Annotated in this window: 15 protein-coding genes; 3 read left to right on the top strand and 12 right to left on the bottom strand. The window is 63.6% G+C overall.

Features of this window, described 5'->3' with window-relative positions:
- Position 1: 1 nt before the first annotated feature.
- The 4 genes from B6V73_RS03750 to B6V73_RS03735 all read right to left on the bottom strand — a co-directional run bounded on the left by B6V73_RS03750 (position 2) and on the right by B6V73_RS03735 (position 4,760).
- Positions 2 to 1,057 (bottom strand): ABC transporter permease, encoded by a 1,056-nt coding sequence (locus tag B6V73_RS03750; RefSeq protein WP_166504566.1) that lies wholly within the window; start codon positions 1,055 to 1,057, stop codon positions 2 to 4.
- Positions 1,057 to 2,586 (bottom strand): sugar ABC transporter ATP-binding protein, encoded by a 1,530-nt coding sequence (locus tag B6V73_RS03745; RefSeq protein ID WP_088724570.1) that lies wholly within the window; start codon positions 2,584 to 2,586, stop codon positions 1,057 to 1,059. Before B6V73_RS03745 ends, B6V73_RS03750 begins: the two co-directional genes overlap by 1 nt.
- Before the next feature lie 120 nt (positions 2,587 to 2,706).
- Complete coding sequence (locus B6V73_RS03740; RefSeq protein ID WP_075776408.1) at positions 2,707 to 3,714, bottom strand: substrate-binding domain-containing protein; 1,008 nt, start codon at positions 3,712 to 3,714, stop codon at positions 2,707 to 2,709.
- A 32-nt stretch (positions 3,715 to 3,746) separates the two neighbouring features.
- Entirely contained in the window at positions 3,747 to 4,760 is a 1,014-nt protein-coding gene (locus tag B6V73_RS03735; RefSeq protein WP_075776409.1) for an ABC transporter permease, read from the bottom strand.
- Between the two features lie 191 nt (positions 4,761 to 4,951).
- Here B6V73_RS03735 and B6V73_RS03730 point away from each other — a divergent pair, with 191 nt between their 5' ends.
- Positions 4,952 to 6,004, top strand: a complete 1,053-nt coding sequence (locus B6V73_RS03730; RefSeq protein ID WP_206185560.1) for a LacI family DNA-binding transcriptional regulator — start codon at positions 4,952 to 4,954, stop codon at positions 6,002 to 6,004.
- 33 nt (positions 6,005 to 6,037) lie between these two features.
- Here the strand turns inward: B6V73_RS03730 and B6V73_RS03725 are convergent, their stop codons facing one another.
- From B6V73_RS03725 to B6V73_RS03695, 7 genes are all read right to left on the bottom strand, one after another.
- Positions 6,038 to 7,126, bottom strand: a complete 1,089-nt coding sequence (locus B6V73_RS03725) for a tartrate dehydrogenase (RefSeq protein WP_088724569.1) — start codon at positions 7,124 to 7,126, stop codon at positions 6,038 to 6,040.
- 7 nt (positions 7,127 to 7,133) lie between these two features.
- Positions 7,134 to 7,976 (bottom strand): SDR family NAD(P)-dependent oxidoreductase, encoded by an 843-nt coding sequence (locus B6V73_RS03720; RefSeq protein WP_088724568.1) that lies wholly within the window; start codon positions 7,974 to 7,976, stop codon positions 7,134 to 7,136.
- 43 nt (positions 7,977 to 8,019) lie between these two features.
- Positions 8,020 to 9,045, bottom strand: a complete 1,026-nt coding sequence (locus B6V73_RS03715) for a LacI family DNA-binding transcriptional regulator (RefSeq protein ID WP_088724567.1) — start codon at positions 9,043 to 9,045, stop codon at positions 8,020 to 8,022.
- Positions 9,046 to 9,165: 120 nt separating this feature from the next.
- A complete protein-coding gene (locus tag B6V73_RS03710) occupies positions 9,166 to 10,059 on the bottom strand; it encodes an NAD(P)-dependent oxidoreductase (protein WP_075776453.1) in 894 nt (297 codons plus the stop codon).
- 47 nt (positions 10,060 to 10,106) lie between these two features.
- Entirely contained in the window at positions 10,107 to 11,609 is a 1,503-nt protein-coding gene (locus B6V73_RS03705) for a sugar ABC transporter ATP-binding protein (protein WP_088719228.1), read from the bottom strand.
- A 65-nt stretch (positions 11,610 to 11,674) separates the two neighbouring features.
- Positions 11,675 to 12,607 carry a sugar-binding protein gene (locus B6V73_RS03700; protein ID WP_088724566.1) on the bottom strand — a complete coding sequence of 311 codons (933 nt, stop codon included), beginning with the start codon at positions 12,605 to 12,607 and terminating at the stop codon, positions 11,675 to 11,677.
- Positions 12,608 to 12,774: 167 nt separating this feature from the next.
- Entirely contained in the window at positions 12,775 to 13,737 is a 963-nt protein-coding gene (locus B6V73_RS03695; protein ID WP_088724565.1) for an ABC transporter permease, read from the bottom strand.
- A gap of 466 nt (positions 13,738 to 14,203) precedes the next feature.
- Between B6V73_RS03695 and B6V73_RS03690 the strand changes: the two genes are divergently transcribed.
- Both B6V73_RS03690 and B6V73_RS03685 read left to right on the top strand, forming a co-directional pair.
- Positions 14,204 to 14,848: an aspartate/glutamate racemase family protein gene (locus tag B6V73_RS03690; RefSeq protein WP_240504092.1), complete on the top strand. Its 645-nt coding sequence runs from the start codon at positions 14,204 to 14,206 to the stop codon at positions 14,846 to 14,848.
- Positions 14,849 to 14,888: 40 nt separating this feature from the next.
- The gene (locus B6V73_RS03685; RefSeq protein ID WP_088724563.1) at positions 14,889 to 15,944 is read left to right on the top strand and encodes an aldo/keto reductase; all 1,056 of its coding nucleotides are present in this window, start codon (positions 14,889 to 14,891) and stop codon (positions 15,942 to 15,944) included.
- A 19-nt stretch (positions 15,945 to 15,963) separates the two neighbouring features.
- On the opposite strand, the gene otnI is transcribed toward B6V73_RS03685, so the two are convergent.
- Positions 15,964 to 16,734 (bottom strand): 2-oxo-tetronate isomerase, encoded by a 771-nt coding sequence (gene otnI, locus B6V73_RS03680; protein WP_088724562.1) that lies wholly within the window; start codon positions 16,732 to 16,734, stop codon positions 15,964 to 15,966.
- Between the last annotated feature and the right edge of the window lies 1 nt (position 16,735).

Genomic DNA, 16,735 nt, shown 5'->3' with positions numbered 1-16,735 from the left:
ATCACTCTGCTTTGCGTTGCTTGGGTTTTTGCTTGCGGCGCACGAAGAAGGCCGCTGCGAGAAGGATGAACGCGCCCACGACAAGGCGCTGCCAGGTGCTGGGGATGCCCACCAGAACCAGCGTGTTGCTGACCACGGTGATCAGGAGAACACCGGCCACGGTGCCCAGCACCGAGCCCGTGCCGCCAGTGATCCGCGCCCCGCCGAGAACGACGGCGGCGATCACCTCGATCTCGGTGCCGACCAGATCGAACGGGTTGGCCATGCGGGTCGCGCTGACATGGATGATGCCTGCGAGACCTGCGAGCGCCCCCGCGAAGGCGAAGACGAAGACATGCACCACGCGCTGGCCATAGCCGAGCCGCGCCGCGACCTCCGGGTTGCCGCCGGTGGCAAAGATCGCCCGCCCCATCAGCGTGCGGTCGAACAGGAACCAGGCCAGCCCGACGACGACCGGGAAGATCAGGAAATAGGCGGGCAGATCGACGGTCACGCCATTGGCGCCCTGAAACTGGTAGAGCGCGGCCTTGCCGAAGGCGGTCATCTGCGGCGGAAGCTCCATCAGCCAAACCGTGCCCACGAAGGCCAGCAGGATGCCGCGGAACAGGTATTGCGTGCCGATCGTGACGATCAGCGAGGGCACGCGCAGCCCGTGAACCAGAAGGCCGTTCACCGCGCCCAGAAGCGCACCGGCCACAACTGCAATCGCGATGATCGCCGCCATCGGCAGATCGGGCGCCACGGTGATCACGAATTTCGTAAGCGAATACATTGTCAGCGCCGCGATCGCGGTGAAGGAGACGTCGATGCCCCCTGCCGCGAGAATGGCGAAGACACCGAGCGCGAAGAGCCCGGTCACCACGCTCGCGCGGCCCATATCGATGAGCGAGCCCGGCTGCAGAAAGTTGGGGTTGATGATCGACACCGCCACGCAGATCACGACGAGGATGGTCAGCGTCACCATCTCGGGGCGACGTCGCAGGGTCTCCCAAATCGTCAGTTTGTCCTCGGGACGTTTGGGCGTTGATCGGTCATTCATCTCTTGCACCATGGTCATCAGGCAGCCTCGTTCGCCGAGCCAAGCATCGATTGGTAAATACGGTTCTCGTTGGTGGTCGCGGCGTCGAGTTCATCGACGAGGCGACCGCGATTCATCACGAGGATCCGGTCGCAGTTCTGCAGCAGTTCCGGCAGGTCGTCGGAGACGATGATCAGCCCGATCCCGCGCTCCGCCATCGCCTGGATCGCGCGGTAGATCGTGTCCTTCGACCCGACATCGACGCCGACGGTCGGGCCATGAAGCACCAGCAATTTCGGCTCGATGCTGAGCCACCGGCCGATCAGCACGCGCTGCTGGTTGCCGCCCGAGAGCGCCGAGACCGGCAGGTCGATATTGCCGGTATTGAGGTTCATCGCCTCGGAAATCTTGCTCGCCGCCTCGCGCCCCTTGCGCTTGTCGACGACGCCCCCGCGCCCACGGAGCCGGTCGAGGATCAGCGTCACCTCGTTCTGGTAGATCGACTTCTGCAGGAACAGCCCTTCGGAGAGGCGGTCCTCGGGGACATAGCCGATGCCGCGTGCAATCGCGTCCGCGGGGGAGTCGAGATGCACCTGCGCGCCGGAAATCTCGATATGACCGGAGCTCAGCGATTGATGGCCGGCCAGCGCGAGCGCGACCTCGTTGCGACCGGAATCCGAGAGACCGGTGATGCCAAGCACCTCGCCCGCCTTCAGCGAGAAGGCGACATCCTCGAAGTCCGCGCCGGAGCTCGCCCCCTCGACGCGCAGCACCTCTTCGGCCCGCGGCGTGCCATTGCGGTAGCGCATCGTGTCCAGTTCGCGCCCGGTCATCAGATGCGAAAGCTCGGCGCGGGAATAGTCCGCGATCGGGCCCTGCGAGATACACTCGCCATCGCGGAAGATGATCGCTTGCCCGCCGATGCGGTAGCACTCCTCCAGTTTGTGGGTCACGAACAGCACCGCCACGTCGCGTTCGAGCAATTTGCCGACCAGTTCGATCAGCGCGTCGACCTCGTGCCGGGTGAGCGATGTGGTCGGCTCGTCCATGATCACCAGCCGCGCGTCAGCGGCGATGGCCCGCGCGATGGCGACGCGCTGCCGGATCGCAAGCGGCAGATCCCCGACCATTGTGTTAAGGAGTTTCGCCGTCGGCTCCAGCCCGACATTGCGGATTGCCTCGCGGGCCGTTTCGCGCAGACGGCGGCGGTTCAGGAGCCGCATCAGGCGCCCGTTGCCGCTCACCAGTTGGTCGCCAAGCGCGACATTTTCCACGACGGAGAGGTTCGGCAGCAGGGAGAGGTCCTGATAGACCGTCTCGATCCCCGCTTCGAGCGACTGGATCGGCGACAGCTCGCTATGCGCCTGCCCATCGAGCACGATCTCTCCCTCGCTGGGCGCATGGGCGCCCGAAATAATCTTGATGAAGGTGCTCTTGCCGCAGCCATTCTCGCCCAGCAGGTGATAGGCGACACCAGTGTCGATCGTTACGTCGACGCCGCGCAGCGCGTGAACACCGCCAAAGCGTTTGTGGATGCCGCGCAGCTCCAGAAAATGTCCGTCTGACATCTGATTGCTCCCCCTGAACACCGGTCTTTTCCGTCCCATGCGCCGCAGCTCCTCCAGCCTAGGCACGGGCGGTTCGAAAGCCGGCCGGGGCTGCCCCCGGCCGACCGATTTTTTCACGTCTTAGAAAAGGGTCTCTTTGTAGGTATCCTTGTCGACGAGAACCATGCCGTTACCCACGACGAGCACGCCGTCACCGGCACCGGGGCGCACGCTGACACTGTGGTAGCCGTCGACACCCAGATCCATGCCGTCGGTGATCTCTTCACCCGCGAGGATCTTGGTGGCCAGCGAGTTCATCGCCATACCGGCCTTCTGCGGATCCCAGAAACCGATCGCGGTGATCGCCCCGCTGTCGAGATAGGCCGCCGAGGGGTTCGGCAGACCGGTGCCCACAAGGCAGACCTTGCCGGCCAGACCGGCTTCTTCGATCGCGCGACCGACGCCGAGCACATCATTGCCCGCCGAAGTCTGGAAGCCCTTGATATCCGGGTGCTTGCGCAGGATTTCCTTGGCTTTCTCGTAGGTGCCCTGGGCGTCGTCGAAGCTTTCGTTGTTCGGATCGACGAGTTCCATATCCGGGTATTTCTTCGCGTTCTCCTCGCCCGCGCCGACCCATTGCATGTGGGTGCGGCTGCCCAGCGAGCCGACGAAGGTCGTCCACTTGCCCTTGCCGCCCATGCACTTGGCCAGACGCTCGTTCAGCGCCGCACCATATTCCGCGTTATCGAAGGCTTCGACATCGGCCATGGTGTTCTTCTGGTTGTCGGCCTCGTGGGTCACGACGACGATGCCGCGATCCATCGCGCGCTTGAGCACGCCTTCGAGGATCGCCGGATCCATCGGCACGACGGCCAGCGCATCGACGCCGCGCGCGACGAGATCCTGCACGATCTGCAGCTGCTGGGCGGAATCCGCCGTGGCGGGGCCGACCTGCTCGATCTTCATGTCGGGATGTTCCTGCGCGTATTTCTCGACACCGGTTTTCATCCGGTCGAACCACGGGATACCGCTGATCTTGACGACCGTGGTGATCGACTTGCCTTCCTGCGCTGCGACCCCTTGTGCGCCAGCCAGCATTGCCGCCGTGGTCGCGGCCAACAGGCCGATTTTCAGTCCTTTGAATGCCATGATGATCTCCTCCCTGGATTACATTCTTCGGCTCAGTGTTTCGGAGCGCGCGCCGCGCGCCCCAGCGAAAAGCGTGTGATGACCTGGTCGACCAGCTCGAAGCGGTTGACCGCGAGGAAGCACAGCAGCAGCGCGCCCCAGGCGAAATCCCGCACGAAATTCGAGAACCCGACGAAGTTCAGCAGGCTCGACAGAAGCTGCAGCGTGATCGCCGAAAGCACGACATTCACGATGCGCCCATAGCCGCCCTCGGGCCGCACCCCCGCCATCACCGCGACAAGGATCGCGATCAGCAGATAAGAGGTGCCGTAGTCCCATTTCACGTTGATGTTCCGCGCCGCGATGATGACCCCGGCCAGACCGGCCATCAGCCCCGAGAGCGCGTAGGTCGTGATCAGGATGCGGTCGCGATTGAAGCCGCTGAACAGCGCCGCCTTCGGGTTGGCACCGGTCAGCATCAGCTTCATCCCGTAGGGCGTGAAGCGCAGCACCCCGCCCAGGATCAAAGCAGCGCCGAGGAAGATCAGGAAGCTCGCCGGCACTCCGAAGATCAGGCCATTGCCCAGATCGTAGAGCGCGGGCGGCGATCCGATCGTTACCGAGCGCCCTTCCGAGAACACGACCGCCGCGCCGGTGAAGGCCATCTGCGTGCCCAAGGTGCACAGGATCGGCGTGATCTCGAAACGCGAGATCAGAAATCCGTTCAGCGCACCGCCCAGCACGCCGATGATCAGACATCCCCCGGCGAAGGTGATAGTGAACAGCACGGGCGCTTCGTCGACCGGGAAGATCGACAGCGCAACAAGCCCCGAGGCCACGCCCGAGAGGTTCGCAAGCGCGATCCCCGACAGGTCGATCCCACCGTTGCCGGAGCACATCGCCAGCATCACGCCGATCGCGAGCAGCCCGATCTCGGGCACCTGGTTCGCCATCGATTGCAGATTGTAGATCGAAAGGTAATTGCCGCCGGATGCCGCCCCGCCGACTGCTAGAAGCAGCACGATGAGCACGGACAACACAAACAGGTTCCCATCCAGTTTCGACATCTCCTCCCCCCGCGCCGTTTACTGAAGAATTATCTTATTTACTAAATTCGTACTATTATGTTTACTAAAGTCAACCCCGTTTGTTCACTAGCTGCTTCGAGCGCGAGCGAATAAAAAGACCGAACTTTCCGAAGGCCCGTTGTGCAGTGCGGGAGGTTCGCCCATAGATTGAAGGCCACATGAGCGACACGATGGAAATTGAGCCAAAAAAGCCGGTCACCCTGCGCGAAGTTGCCGGGCACGCGGGGGTTTCCGCTGCCACCGTTTCGCTGGTCCTGAACGACAAGGGCGACATCTCGGAGGCCACCCGCGCCCGCGTTTTGGAAGCGGTGGAGGCGTTGAACTACACCCCGCGCTCGAATCGGGCGCGGACCGAAGTCACCAACACGATCCGCTTTCTCAAGATCGCGCGCCACGGCCAGACGGTGAATCGCGACCACAACCACTTCATCTCGGACTATATCGACGGGATGTCTTTCGAGGCGCTTCGCCGCGACTACGCGCTGCAGGTCGTGAGCTACGAACAGCAATCGCTGCATCAACTGTTGTCGAGCCTGGACGGCTCGGAACCGCGCGGCATCGTCGTGCTCGGCACCGAACTTTCACGCGAAGATATCGAGACGATCATCGAGCGCGCGCCGCTGCCGACCGTGCTCATCGACACCTATCACCCGTTCCTGAAGGCGAATTTCGTCGATATGGACAACGATCAACTCGTCTACGATGCGCTCTCGCATCTGGTTTCGCGCGGCTTTCGCAAGATCGGCTATGTCGGAAGTTACAGCGAGGTGATGAACTTCCGGCTGCGTCAAACGGCGTTCCGGAACGCGGCCGCAGCGTTCGGATTGCAGAGCGAGGACGCGCAGGAACTTTCGGTGAAGTCGACGCTGGACGGCGCCTATGAAGAAGCCTTGACCCAGTTGGGCGACCGGCCTCTCGCGGATGCTTATTTCTGTGCGAATGACATCATCGCCTTCGGCTTCGTAAGGGCCTTGCGCGAATTGGGCCACAGAGTGCCGGAAGATGTTTCGGTCGTGGGCTTCGACAACCTTCCGACCTCGAGCGTCTTCGATCCGCCCCTGACTTCGGTCGACGTTCCGAAAGCGCGCATCGGCGCGATGGCGATCCGCCTGCTCGATGACCTCATCGCGACGGACGAGCGAGATCAATCTCCGGTGAAGGTCCTGATGACGGGCGAACTGGTTGTGCGCGATAGCGTGGCGGATTTCAAACCACGGCGCTGAAACGCGAGAGCTTCTGAAGCTGCGACGTAACTTTCAGCTGCCCCCCACTATCTCGTCGAGCGCACGGCAGAGCCGTTCCGTCACCTGTGCAGTGCCGGACGTGCCGCCGAGGTCGCGGGGGCGGCTTTCGGGATCCGCCGTCACGAGTTCGATCGCGCGCATCATTTGCGCCCCTGCCTCGGTCTCTCCGAGGTGCTCCAACATCATCGCCGCGCTCCAGAAGGTGCCGATGGGATTTGCGACGCCCTTGCCGGTGATGTCGAAGGCGGAGCCGTGGATCGGCTCGAACATCGAAGGCGCAGCGCGCTCGGGGTTGAGGTTGGCCGTGGGCGCGATGCCGATAGAGCCGGCCAGCGCCGCAGCCAGATCCGAGAGGATGTCGGCGTGCAGGTTCGTGGCGACGATCGTGTCGAGCGAATGCGGATCGAGCGTCATGCGCACGGTCATCGCGTCGACCAGCATCCGGTCCCACGTCACGTCGGGAAACTCGGCCGCGATCTCGGCGGCGATTTCGTCCCAGAGCACGAGCCCGTAGCGCTGCGCGTTGGATTTCGTGACGACCGTCAGCCGTTTGCGCGGACGTGCCTGGGCCTGCGAGAAAGCCACGCGCATGATGCGTTCGACGCCCGTGCGGGTGAAGATGGCGGTCTCGGTGGCGACCTCATGCGGCTGGCCGCGATGGCTGCGCCCGCCCTGCCCCGCATATTCGCCCTCGGAATTCTCGCGCACGATGAGCCAGTCCAGGTCGTCCGGGCCGACACCCGCAAGCGGGCTCGACAGGCCGGGCAGGATCCGGGTGGGCCGCAGGTTCGCGTATTGATCGAGCCCCTGACAGATCGCGAGGCGCAGCCCCCAGAGCGTCAGGTGATCGGGCACGTCCGGCGCGCCGACCGCGCCGAAGAGGATCGCGTCATAGGCCCGCAGCGCGTCGACCCCGTCCGCGGGCATGAACGTGCCTTCGCGCTGATAGCGTTTCGAGCCCCAGTCGAAGCGGTCGATCTCCAGCCGGAAGGCGTTGGTCTGGCGGCTCAGGTGATCGAGCGCCGTTAGCGCGGCGTCGACCACCTCCGGCCCGATCCCGTCGCCGGGGATGGCCGCGATACGATGCACCCGGGTCGTCATGGCCGCATCACGCCTTCAGCCACGCCTTGAAGGCGTCATCGTAGTCGGGATGCCAGCGCGACAGCGGCGGGCGGTTCTCGGTGATGTCGCCCGCCGCCCAGAGGATGCGCTTCACATCGGTCGCGCGGTCCACGTCGTTGTCCGGGCACAGGATGTAGAAATCGCCGCGCTCGATCGAGTCGAAGAGGAATTCCACGACCTGTTCGGGCGTCCAGGCGCCAGCGGGTTTTTCGGTGCGCCCGCCCGCGGTCAGCGGCGTGTAGACGAAGCCCGGAATGAACAGCCCTGCCTCGACCTTGCAGTCCTCGCGGTTGCGCAACTCGTGCTGCAGCGCCTCGGTGAAGGCCTTCACGCCGGCTTTCGACACGTTATAGGCCGGATCGCCCGGGGGCGTGGTGATCCCCTGCTTGGAGCCGGTATTGACGATCAGGCCAGGCGTGCCCGACGCGATCATGCGCGGCGCGAAAATCTGGCTGCCACGAATGATCCCGCCCAGGTTCACCTCGAGGATGCGGTCCCAGTTGCCTTCCTCATCGAAGATCGAACTGCCGGGCTGCATCCCCGCGTTGTTCATCAGCAGGTTGACCGGACCGAAGCGCGCCCAGACCTCGTCGGCGAGCGCCATGAGCTGCGCGCGGTCCGAGACATCGGTCGCCAGCGTCATCACGTCCGCCTCCGCGGCACCCGCGGCGATCAGAGCGTCGGAGGCGGCGTCGAGCGCAGCCCCCGCCAGATCGGCGATGCAGACGCGCATCCCAAGCCCGGCGAGGTGGCGGGCGGCAGCGAGACCGATACCCGAGGCCCCTCCGGTGACGACTGCGACATTGCCTTTGGCGAGAGCGGGATGCATGGCATTTCTCCTTTCAGTTCGGTGTCCGAGATCGGCGCGCGCTTCAGGCAGTCGCACCGGCGAAGACCTCGAAATCAGTGTCGATGATGGTCGGCGCAGACGGGCGTTCTGGCGAGGCCAGAACTTCCTCGATCGCCTTCTTGCCGATCAGGAAACGGTTCGAGCGGACGGTCGAGAGCGGCTGGGGCAGTTCCTTGCCGATATCGAGACCGTTGAAGCCGAATATGGCGAATTGGTCGGGCAGGCTGATGCCTTCGGCAAGGCAGTGGAAGACGCCGCCCACCGCCATGTCGTCGTTGGAATAGACCGCGACGTCGACCTGCGGGGCCGAAGCACGCAGGCGCGCTGTCTGTTCTCGACCCGTACCGACCGAGCTGGGCCCGTCATCGATCGCATGCGCCTCGATGGAGAGCCCCGCTTCGGACAGCGCCTCGCACAGCCCGTCATAGCGCAGCCGCGCGCGGCGGTCGGCCTCCCAGTCATGGCCGACATAGCCGAAATGGCGGTAGCCGCGTGAAATCAGGTGGCGACCGATGGCGTGGCCTGCACGGCGATGCGAGGTGCCCACAGCGATGTCGATCGGCGTGCTGTCGATATCCATCATCTCGACGACGCGGATATCACTCTGTTCTAGCATCTTGCGGGTCGCGTCGGTGTGGTCGAACCCGGCAAGCAGGATCGCGGCCGGCTTCCAGCTGAGGATGCCGCGCACCACGGCCTCTTCGCGGTCCACATTATAATCCGTGGTCGAGATCACCGGCTGCAGGTCACTTCCCTCGAGCCCGGCATGGACGCCCTGCAGGACTTCCGGGAAGACGATGTTGGAGAGCGACGGGATGACGACGCCGACGAGGAAGGAGTCGAGCGAGGCCAGCGAGCCAGCGATGCGGTTGGGGACGTAGCCCATCGCGCGGACCGTCTCCATGACCTTCTCGCGGGTAGCTTCGGCGACGAGTCCCTTGTTGCGCATGATGCGAGAGACCGTCGACTCGCTGACATTGGCACGGCGCGCGACCTCGCGCACCGTGATCTTGCTTTTGCGGTCGGGCAATCGCTGCTTGGTCCCCATGACGCTTTCCTCCAATTCCTTTCGGGCAAGCCCGAGTCAATTACCCAGAAATGCACCTAGCGGCAGCGTTTTCAAAGGCCATACATGCATGGCGCGAAAACATCGCGAGGACCGTGGCGATCATACCTCCACGTATTTGCGCCACGGATGCGCTTCCTTGAAGCCCAGAACCTCGCGCGCCTTGCGGTTCGAGATCGGTGCCTCGTCGGCACCCATCTCACGGGTGATCGGCGTGTTCGGGCAGTATTTCTTCAAGAACTCGGTGGTCGGCATGTCGGCGGTGATCGTGTCGTTGACCGCGTTGAACACCTGATAGCCCAGACCGTCCTTCTCGATGCACAGATGCACGATCTCACCCAGATCGCGCGCGTCGATATAGCTCCAGGCGTTGCGTTTGCGGCTCATCGGGTTCTCGAGGAACCCCTTGAACATGCCGTATTCATGGGGCTCGATCACGTTGCCGATGCGCAGCGCGTAAATATCGGCGCCGTAGCGGGCGGCGAAGGCGCGGGCGGTCTTCTCGTTGCAGACCTTGGAGAGCCCGTAGCTGTCCATCGGATCGCTGTCGTAATCTTCCTCGAGCGGGAAGGAGTGAAAATCCTTGTCGCCCTCGGCGAAGCACACGCCATAGGTCGTCTCGGACGAGGCGATGATCACCTTGCGCACGCCGAGCTTCATCGCCGCCTCGATCACGTTGTAGGTGCTCATGACGTTGGCCTGATAGGTCACGTTGTCGGGCTCGATCAGCACGCGCGGGATCGCGGCGAAATGCACGACCGCATCGGGCGGCGACGGCGGCGCGCCCTTCTCGAACCCGCCGAAGTCGTGGTGGGTGGTCAGCGCGTTGAACACGGCGCCGCTGTCGGTCACGTCGGTGATCAGCGTGTTCACGCCCGGGACGTCGAGCGGCTTGAGGTCGACGTTGAGCACATCGTAGCCCTTGCTCAGCAGATGCGGCACCGCATGACGCCCTGCCTTGCCGGTGCCGCCTGTGAATACTACGCGCTTGGTCATTTCAATCTCCGTTTCGTTCATTCGCTTTTTGGTTCGGCGGGACGGCCTCAGCCGGTCGCCGCCAGCATCACGCTTTCCTGCGTGGCGTTCTCTCGGGTCAGTTCGCCGCTGATCTTCCCCTCCTTCAGCACGATCACACGGTCGCTGATCGCCAGAATCTCCGGCAGGTCCGACGAGACGACGATGATCGACATGCCCTCCTCGGCCATCTTGCCCAACAACGTGTGCACCTCGGCCTTGGCGCCGATGTCGATCCCGCGCGTCGGCTCGTCGACGATCAGGATCTGCGGACGGCGCGCGGCCCATTTCGCCAAGACGACCTTCTGCTGGTTGCCGCCCGACAGGTTGAGCACCTTCTGCTCGGGCGACGGCGTCTTGATGCCCAGCGCGCGGATATAATCCGCACAGGCCGCCGTTTCCTTGCGACGGTTCACGAAGTCGAAGCTGCAATAGTCGCTCAGATGCGTGAGGGAAAAGTTCTCGCGCACCGACATGCCGAGGACAAGCCCTCGCGATTGCCGATCTTCGGTCACAAATCCGAGCCCATGCTCTATCGCGTCCGAGGGCGAGGAAATCCGCGCCGGTTTGCCGTTGATCGAAATCTCGCCGCTATGGGGGCGGCTGCCGAAAATCATCTCCATCACTTCGGTCCGTCCGGCACCGACCAGACCGAAGAAGCCCAGAACTTCGCCGCGATGCAGGTCGAAATCGACATCGCGCACGAACACACCTTCGTCCTTCACGCGCTTTTCGGTGAGATTGCGCACCGACATCAGAACCTCGTCGGTCGCGTGGGAGGTGTGATGGCCGAAAAGCTGGTCGAGCTCGCGATCCACCATCAGGCGCACCAGCAGGTCGCTCGTCATCTCTGAGACGGGCCGTGTATCGACGGTGCGACCGTCGCGCAGCACGGTGACGCGGTCCGCGATTTCGAAGATTTCCTCGAGCTTGTGCGAGATGAAGACGATACCGACACCCTGCTCGGCCAGTTTGCGCGACATGCGCAACAGCGTCGAGGCCTCGTGGTGGCTGAGCGACGCGGTCGGCTCGTCCATGATGATGAGTTTGGAATTGTAGGAGATGGCGCGGGCGATCTCGATCAGCTGTCTCTGGCCGATCGAAAGCGTGCCGACCATAGCTTCCGGGTCGATTTCCACGCCAAGCTCGTGCAGCACTGCGCGGGTGTCCGCATTCATCTTGGTGCGGTCGATCAGGCCGGTCGGCAATAGCGGCTCACGCGCGAGAAAGACGTTCTCGGCGACGGTGAGGTTATTCACCACTGCGAGTTCCTGGTAAATGATCGAGATGCCGAGCGACCGCGCATGGACCGGGTTCTTGATCACGACGGGTTCGCCCTCGACGCGGATCTCCCCTCCCGGATCGGCGCGCAGCACGCCTGTCATGATCTTCATCAGGGTGCTCTTGCCGGCGCCGTTTTCCCCTGCCAGCACATGCACCTCGCCGGAGTTGAGATGCAGGTCGACGTGGTCCAGCGCCTTCACCCCGGGAAAGGTCTTGGAAATGCTGATCATTTCGAGAAACGGTTTCATCGCGGCCTCAAGCTGAAGAATGTCGGGCGGGGCCACGCTTGGCCCCGCCCAGGTGTCGTCGGAGATTACTTGGTGTAGCTGTCGAGGTTGTCGGCAGTCACGACGGTCACACCGGTGTCGATGTTCTGCGGATCGGTCTCTTCACCCTTGATCTGGGCCACGAGATGCTCGACCGCCAGCTTGCCCATCGTGATCGGGCGCTGGACCATGATGCCGTCGATGAAGCCTTCCTTCACGCCCTTGATCGTGTCGGGCAGATCGTCGAACGCAAAGACCTTCAGCTTGCCTTTCTTGTCCGCGAATTCCTGCTGCGCGAGAACCTTCGCGACGGCCGGGCCGCCGACCTGGCTGATGCCGAAGATACCGGCGAGGTTCGGGTTTGCGCGCAGGAGCGCCTCGGTCACCGAAACGGCGCGGGCGAGGTCGTCCTCGGTGCCTTCGGTCGCGACCAGCTTGATGTCGGGATAGTCGGCCAGCGCTTCCTTCACGCCGTCGATCCGCTCGTTCAGGTTGGACGCACCAAGCTGACCGGTGACGATCGCCACCTCACCCTTGCCGCCGAGCGCTTCGGCCATGGACTTGCCCATGGTGACGCCCGCCTGCTTGTTGATCGTGCCGATATACATGCTGCGCGCGCTATTGGCGCTGTCGCTGTCGAAGGTGACGACCTTGATACCCGCATCGGTGGCCTGCTTGATGATGCCCTCGACCGATTTCGGCTCGTTGACCGAGATCCCGATCCCGTCGACGTGACGCGCCATCAGATCCTCGATGATCTTGACCTGCGTCGAACCCTGCGTGTTCGCCGGCACCACCCACTGGTAGTTCACGCCCAGCTCTTTCGCTGCCTCGGCCCCGCCGGTGTTGCAGTCGTCGAAGAACGGAACCGCCACCTTCGGCACGAGCGCCACGGTGATGTCCTGAGCATAGGACGCAGCCGCCCCCATACCGGTTGCCAGGACCAGAACCGCCGCGGCGGCTTTCATTGCAATACGCATCTTCTCTCCTCCTCCAGACCCGACCACGCGCGGCAGGCCTCTATTGTTGATGCAGTTTCGGTTTTGCGACCCGCACCGGGGCCTTCTTCGTCCGGATCTCACGCCGCTCTCTCCTCTTCGAGACGCGGTCCGGCTTCTTGATCTTGTTGCTTTCCGGACGACGCGGCTCAGCCGCGGCCGCCCATCCGATTGCGCAGCACGTCCAGACTGACCGCGATCAGGATCACGCCGCCAGTAATGGCCTGCTGGGCATAGGTATTGATGTTGAGCAGCACGACGCCGTTGGCGATCTCGCCGATCAGGGCGGCCCCGATGACCGCGCCCAGCACCGAGCCGATACCGCCCGCAAGGCTGGCTCCGCCGATTGCGGCGGCGGCGATCACCTCAAGCTCCGAACCGAAGCCGGACGCCGGTTCTGCCGACAGGTAGCGCGAAAAGGCGATAACGCCGGCCAGCGCAGAGATTGTCGAGGACAGGACGTAGACCGCGAGCTTGACGCGCTGGACCTTCACCCCGCTCAGACGTGCCGCGTTCTCGTTGCCGCCCGTGGCATAGACGTGCCGACCGAAGCGGGTCCGGGTCATGATGACCGTAAAGACGAGCGTCAGCACGAGCAGGATCACAACCGGCACCGGCACCGGGCCGACATAGCCCTGTCCCAGAAAGCTGAAGCTCTCGGGTGTCTCTGGGGTCAACGGGACGCCGTGGGTAATCATATACATCAAGCCGCGCCCGATGCTCAGCGTGCCGAGCGTGGCGATGAAGGGCGGCAGGCCGATCGCGGTGATCAGCAGCCCGTTGGTCAACCCGAAGGCAAGCCCGACACCGAGCCCCGCGGCCACCGCCGCATATTGCGAGTAGCCCGCATCGAAGCAGAGCGCCGTAATCAGACCGGCGAGCCCCATCGCGGAGCCCACCGACAGGTCGATCCCGCCGGTGATGATGACCATCACCATACCGATGCTCATGATGGCGGTCAGCGAGAACGCCCGCGACACCCCCATCAGGTTCGACACGGTCAGGAAATACGGTGTGAACAAGCTGATCAGCAGCCCCATCAGGATCAACGCGATCAGAACGTTGAATTCACGCATGTGACGCAGTTGAAGCAATTGATGCAGGACTCGCATGGATTTCCTTTCCGATGGCGTGACCGAATTTTCCGACAGTGCCAAAACGCCCCTCCCTTCTCCGCGTCCCCGACCTTCCGCACGCACATCCGGCGCCGAACGCTTCGGCGGGGGCTGGCGGGTCGGACGGGGGGTCGCCCGAAATGCTAGCGCTGCCATTCCTCCTGTGACAGCGCTGTCATATTGCGAACCGCAAAGCCGTCTTGTCAATCAGCAAATAACAAAAACTTGTGTCAGGACAGGTGTCGGAAGGACGCGCCCTCCCCCGCGGAACGTAGTTCCGAACCCGGTCAAAGCGTTTCAAACAAGGCGCTTGGGACATTCCGGCTTGTCATCGAAGCAGGTCCATGATGATACTCACGAACATGACAGCGCTGTCATGACTAGCGAGACCAGAGCGCGTCAACCGCAACATAGGAGCCCGCGAATGCATCACGAAAGACACGAATCACCTCGTTCCCTTGCGATGATCCATACCGTTGCCGGGTTGATCCCGGAGCTTGAAGGCCTGGCGCAGGCCCACCTGCCCGGCTGGAAAGTTTTCAACATGCTCGACGAGAGCCTTCTGCGCCTGACGATCCGCGACGGATCGGTCAGTCCGATGACGGCGCGCCGCCTGACGGGCATGATCTGGTCGGCGGTCGATGCAGGGGCCGAGGCGGTTCTCGTGACCTGCTCCAGCCTCGGCGGCGCGGTCGAACGCATCGCACCGCTCTGCCCCGTGCCGCTGATGCGCATCGACGAGGGGATGGCACAGGAAGCGGTCGCAAAAGGCCGCCGCATCGGCGTGCTCGCGACGCTGCAATCGACATTGACGCCCACCGCCGAGCTGATCGAGCGCGTCAGCCGCAAGGCCGGGGCGGACAGCGCCATCACGAGCCAGGTCGTCGAGGGCGCCTTCGAGACGCTGCAATCGGGCGACCGCGAGGGGCACGATGCGCGGGTTGCCGAAGGCATCGCCCGGCTCGCCCGCGAAAACGACGTGGTGGTTCTGGCACAGGCCTCGATGGCGCGCGCGCTCCAACGGCTCGAAACGAGTGCGGATGATCCGCCGGTTCTGACCAGCCCGACCTTGGGCATCGCGCATGTCGCAAGACTTCTGGCGCGCTGATCGCGCCTGGACAAACGATACTCAAGAGGAGGAGATATAAATGAAATACAGAACCTTAGGACGATCTGGACTCAAGGTTTCGGTGCTCACGATGGGCACGTTCACGTTCGGGGGCGCAGGCGCTTTCAAGGCCGTCGGCGCCCAAGGCGTCAGCGAAGCGCGCAAGCTGGTCGACACCTGCATCGACTCCGGCATCAACCTCTATGACACCGCGAACATGTACTCGACCGGCCTCTCGGAAGAGATCCTTGGCGAAGTGCTCGACGGTCGGCGCGATGACGTGCTGATCTCCTCCAAGGCGCGGATGCGGATCGCCGATGGACCGAATGACGAGGGCTTTTCGCGCTATCACCTGATCCGCGAATGCGAACGCTCGCTCAAGCGTCTGCGGACCGACCACATCGACATCTACCACATGCACGAATGGGACGGCGTGACCCCGATGGAGGAGATGGTCTCGGCGCTCGACACGCTCGTGCAACAGGGCAAGGTCCGCTACATCGCCTGCTCGAACTTCTCGGGCTGGCACATCATGAAGGCCCTCGGCGTCAGCGACCGGAGCCTGCGCGAGCGCTTCGTGGCGCAGCAGATCCACTACACGCTCGAGGCCCGCGAGGCGGAATACGAATTGCTGCCGATCTCGGTCGATCAGGGGCTGGGCGTACTGGTCTGGAGCCCGCTCGCCGCCGGTCTGCTGTCGGGCAAGCATCGCCGAGGCAAGGACACGCCGGAAGGCTCGCGGCAATTCGCGGGCTGGACCGAGCCGCCGATCCGCGACGAGGAGAAGCTGTGGAACATCGTCGATGCGCTGGTCGAGATCGGTGACGCGCATGGGGTCTCGGCGGCGCAGGTCGCGCTGGCGTGGCTGCTGACGCGTCCCGCGATCAGCTCGCTCGTCATCGGCGGACGCAATGAACAGCAGTTCCGCGACAATTTCCGCGCAGTGGATCTGGAGTTGAGCGAAGACGAGCTGAAGCGCCTGCACGAGGTCAGCAAGCTGCCTGTGATCTATCCCTATTGGCACCAGCAGCAATTCGCCTCGGACCGGTTCAGCCCGGGCGACTGGGCCCTTCATCGCGATTATATCGAAAGCTGATAAGGTGTGCGCCTTCGTCTCAGGCGAAGGCGCGCATCCAGTCCAGACCATCCTCTGTCCGGCCTGCCGGGCGGTATTCGCAGCCCACGAACCCTTCATAGCCCAGTGCGTCCAGTTCGCGCAGAATGCGCGCGTCGTCGAGCTCGCCGGTTCCTGGCTCGTGCCGATCCGGCACCGCGGCGATCTGAACATGCCCGATGATCGGCGCCATCTCCCGCAGCCCCATCAGCACGTCCCCGTGCAGAATCTGGCGGTGATAGATGTCGAATTGCAGCTTGAGATTGGGCAGCCCAAGCTCCGCGATCAGATCGGCAGCGAAGCTGAAATCATCCAGAAAATAGCCCGGCATGTCGCGCGTGTTGATCGGCTCGATCACTACATCGAGCCCCTGTGCCCCGGCCGCATCACAGACCCTCCGCAACGAGTCGCGATAGGCGGTCAGCGCGGTCACATCTTGGCGCGAGGCGAGCCCACTCATCACATGCACGCGCCCGACCCCGGTCGCCTCGGCATAGCGCAAAGCAGTGTCGATCGAGGCGCGGAATTCCTCGGCGCGATCCGGCAATGCGGCCAGCCCGCGATCACCCGCCTCCCAGTTGCCGGGCGGCAGATTGAAGAGCGCCTGCGTCAGGCCGTGCGCCCGCAGTCGCTCCGCGATCGCCTCGGGCGGGTGGTCGTAGGGAAAGAGATATTCGACCGCATCGAAACCGGCCTTTTTCGCCGCGGCGAAGCGGTCGAGAAACTCGTGCTCGGTGAACATCATCGTCAGGTTGGCGGCAAATCTGGGCATC

Source organism: Thioclava sp. JM3, from assembly GCF_002213185.1.
GTDB lineage: Bacteria > Pseudomonadota > Alphaproteobacteria > Rhodobacterales > Rhodobacteraceae > Thioclava > Thioclava nitratireducens.
The sequence above is the reverse complement of the archived record's forward strand: the minus strand, read 5'-3'. Positions and strand labels throughout refer to the sequence as shown.

What these genes read in the sequence shown, in the direction of transcription:
- B6V73_RS03750 (WP_166504566.1), bottom strand. Translation starts at nt 1,057, where the DNA reads ATGACCATGGTGCAAGAGATGAATGACCGATCAACGCCCAAACGTCCC.
- B6V73_RS03745 (WP_088724570.1), bottom strand. Translation starts at nt 2,586, where the DNA reads ATGTCAGACGGACATTTTCTGGAGCTGCGCGGCATCCACAAACGCTTT.
- B6V73_RS03740 (WP_075776408.1), bottom strand. Translation starts at nt 3,714, where the DNA reads ATGGCATTCAAAGGACTGAAAATCGGCCTGTTGGCCGCGACCACGGCG.
- B6V73_RS03735 (WP_075776409.1), bottom strand. Translation starts at nt 4,760, where the DNA reads ATGTCGAAACTGGATGGGAACCTGTTTGTGTTGTCCGTGCTCATCGTG.
- B6V73_RS03730 (WP_206185560.1), top strand. Translation starts at nt 4,952, where the DNA reads ATGGAAATTGAGCCAAAAAAGCCGGTCACCCTGCGCGAAGTTGCCGGG.
- B6V73_RS03725 (WP_088724569.1), bottom strand. Translation starts at nt 7,126, where the DNA reads ATGACGACCCGGGTGCATCGTATCGCGGCCATCCCCGGCGACGGGATC.
- B6V73_RS03720 (WP_088724568.1), bottom strand. Translation starts at nt 7,976, where the DNA reads ATGCATCCCGCTCTCGCCAAAGGCAATGTCGCAGTCGTCACCGGAGGG.
- B6V73_RS03715 (WP_088724567.1), bottom strand. Translation starts at nt 9,045, where the DNA reads ATGGGGACCAAGCAGCGATTGCCCGACCGCAAAAGCAAGATCACGGTG.
- B6V73_RS03710 (WP_075776453.1), bottom strand. Translation starts at nt 10,059, where the DNA reads ATGACCAAGCGCGTAGTATTCACAGGCGGCACCGGCAAGGCAGGGCGT.
- B6V73_RS03705 (WP_088719228.1), bottom strand. Translation starts at nt 11,609, where the DNA reads ATGAAACCGTTTCTCGAAATGATCAGCATTTCCAAGACCTTTCCCGGG.
- B6V73_RS03700 (WP_088724566.1), bottom strand. Translation starts at nt 12,607, where the DNA reads ATGCGTATTGCAATGAAAGCCGCCGCGGCGGTTCTGGTCCTGGCAACC.
- B6V73_RS03695 (WP_088724565.1), bottom strand. Translation starts at nt 13,737, where the DNA reads ATGCGAGTCCTGCATCAATTGCTTCAACTGCGTCACATGCGTGAATTC.
- B6V73_RS03690 (WP_240504092.1), top strand. Translation starts at nt 14,204, where the DNA reads ATGATCCATACCGTTGCCGGGTTGATCCCGGAGCTTGAAGGCCTGGCG.
- B6V73_RS03685 (WP_088724563.1), top strand. Translation starts at nt 14,889, where the DNA reads ATGAAATACAGAACCTTAGGACGATCTGGACTCAAGGTTTCGGTGCTC.
- otnI (WP_088724562.1), bottom strand. Translation starts at nt 16,734, where the DNA reads ATGCCCAGATTTGCCGCCAACCTGACGATGATGTTCACCGAGCACGAG.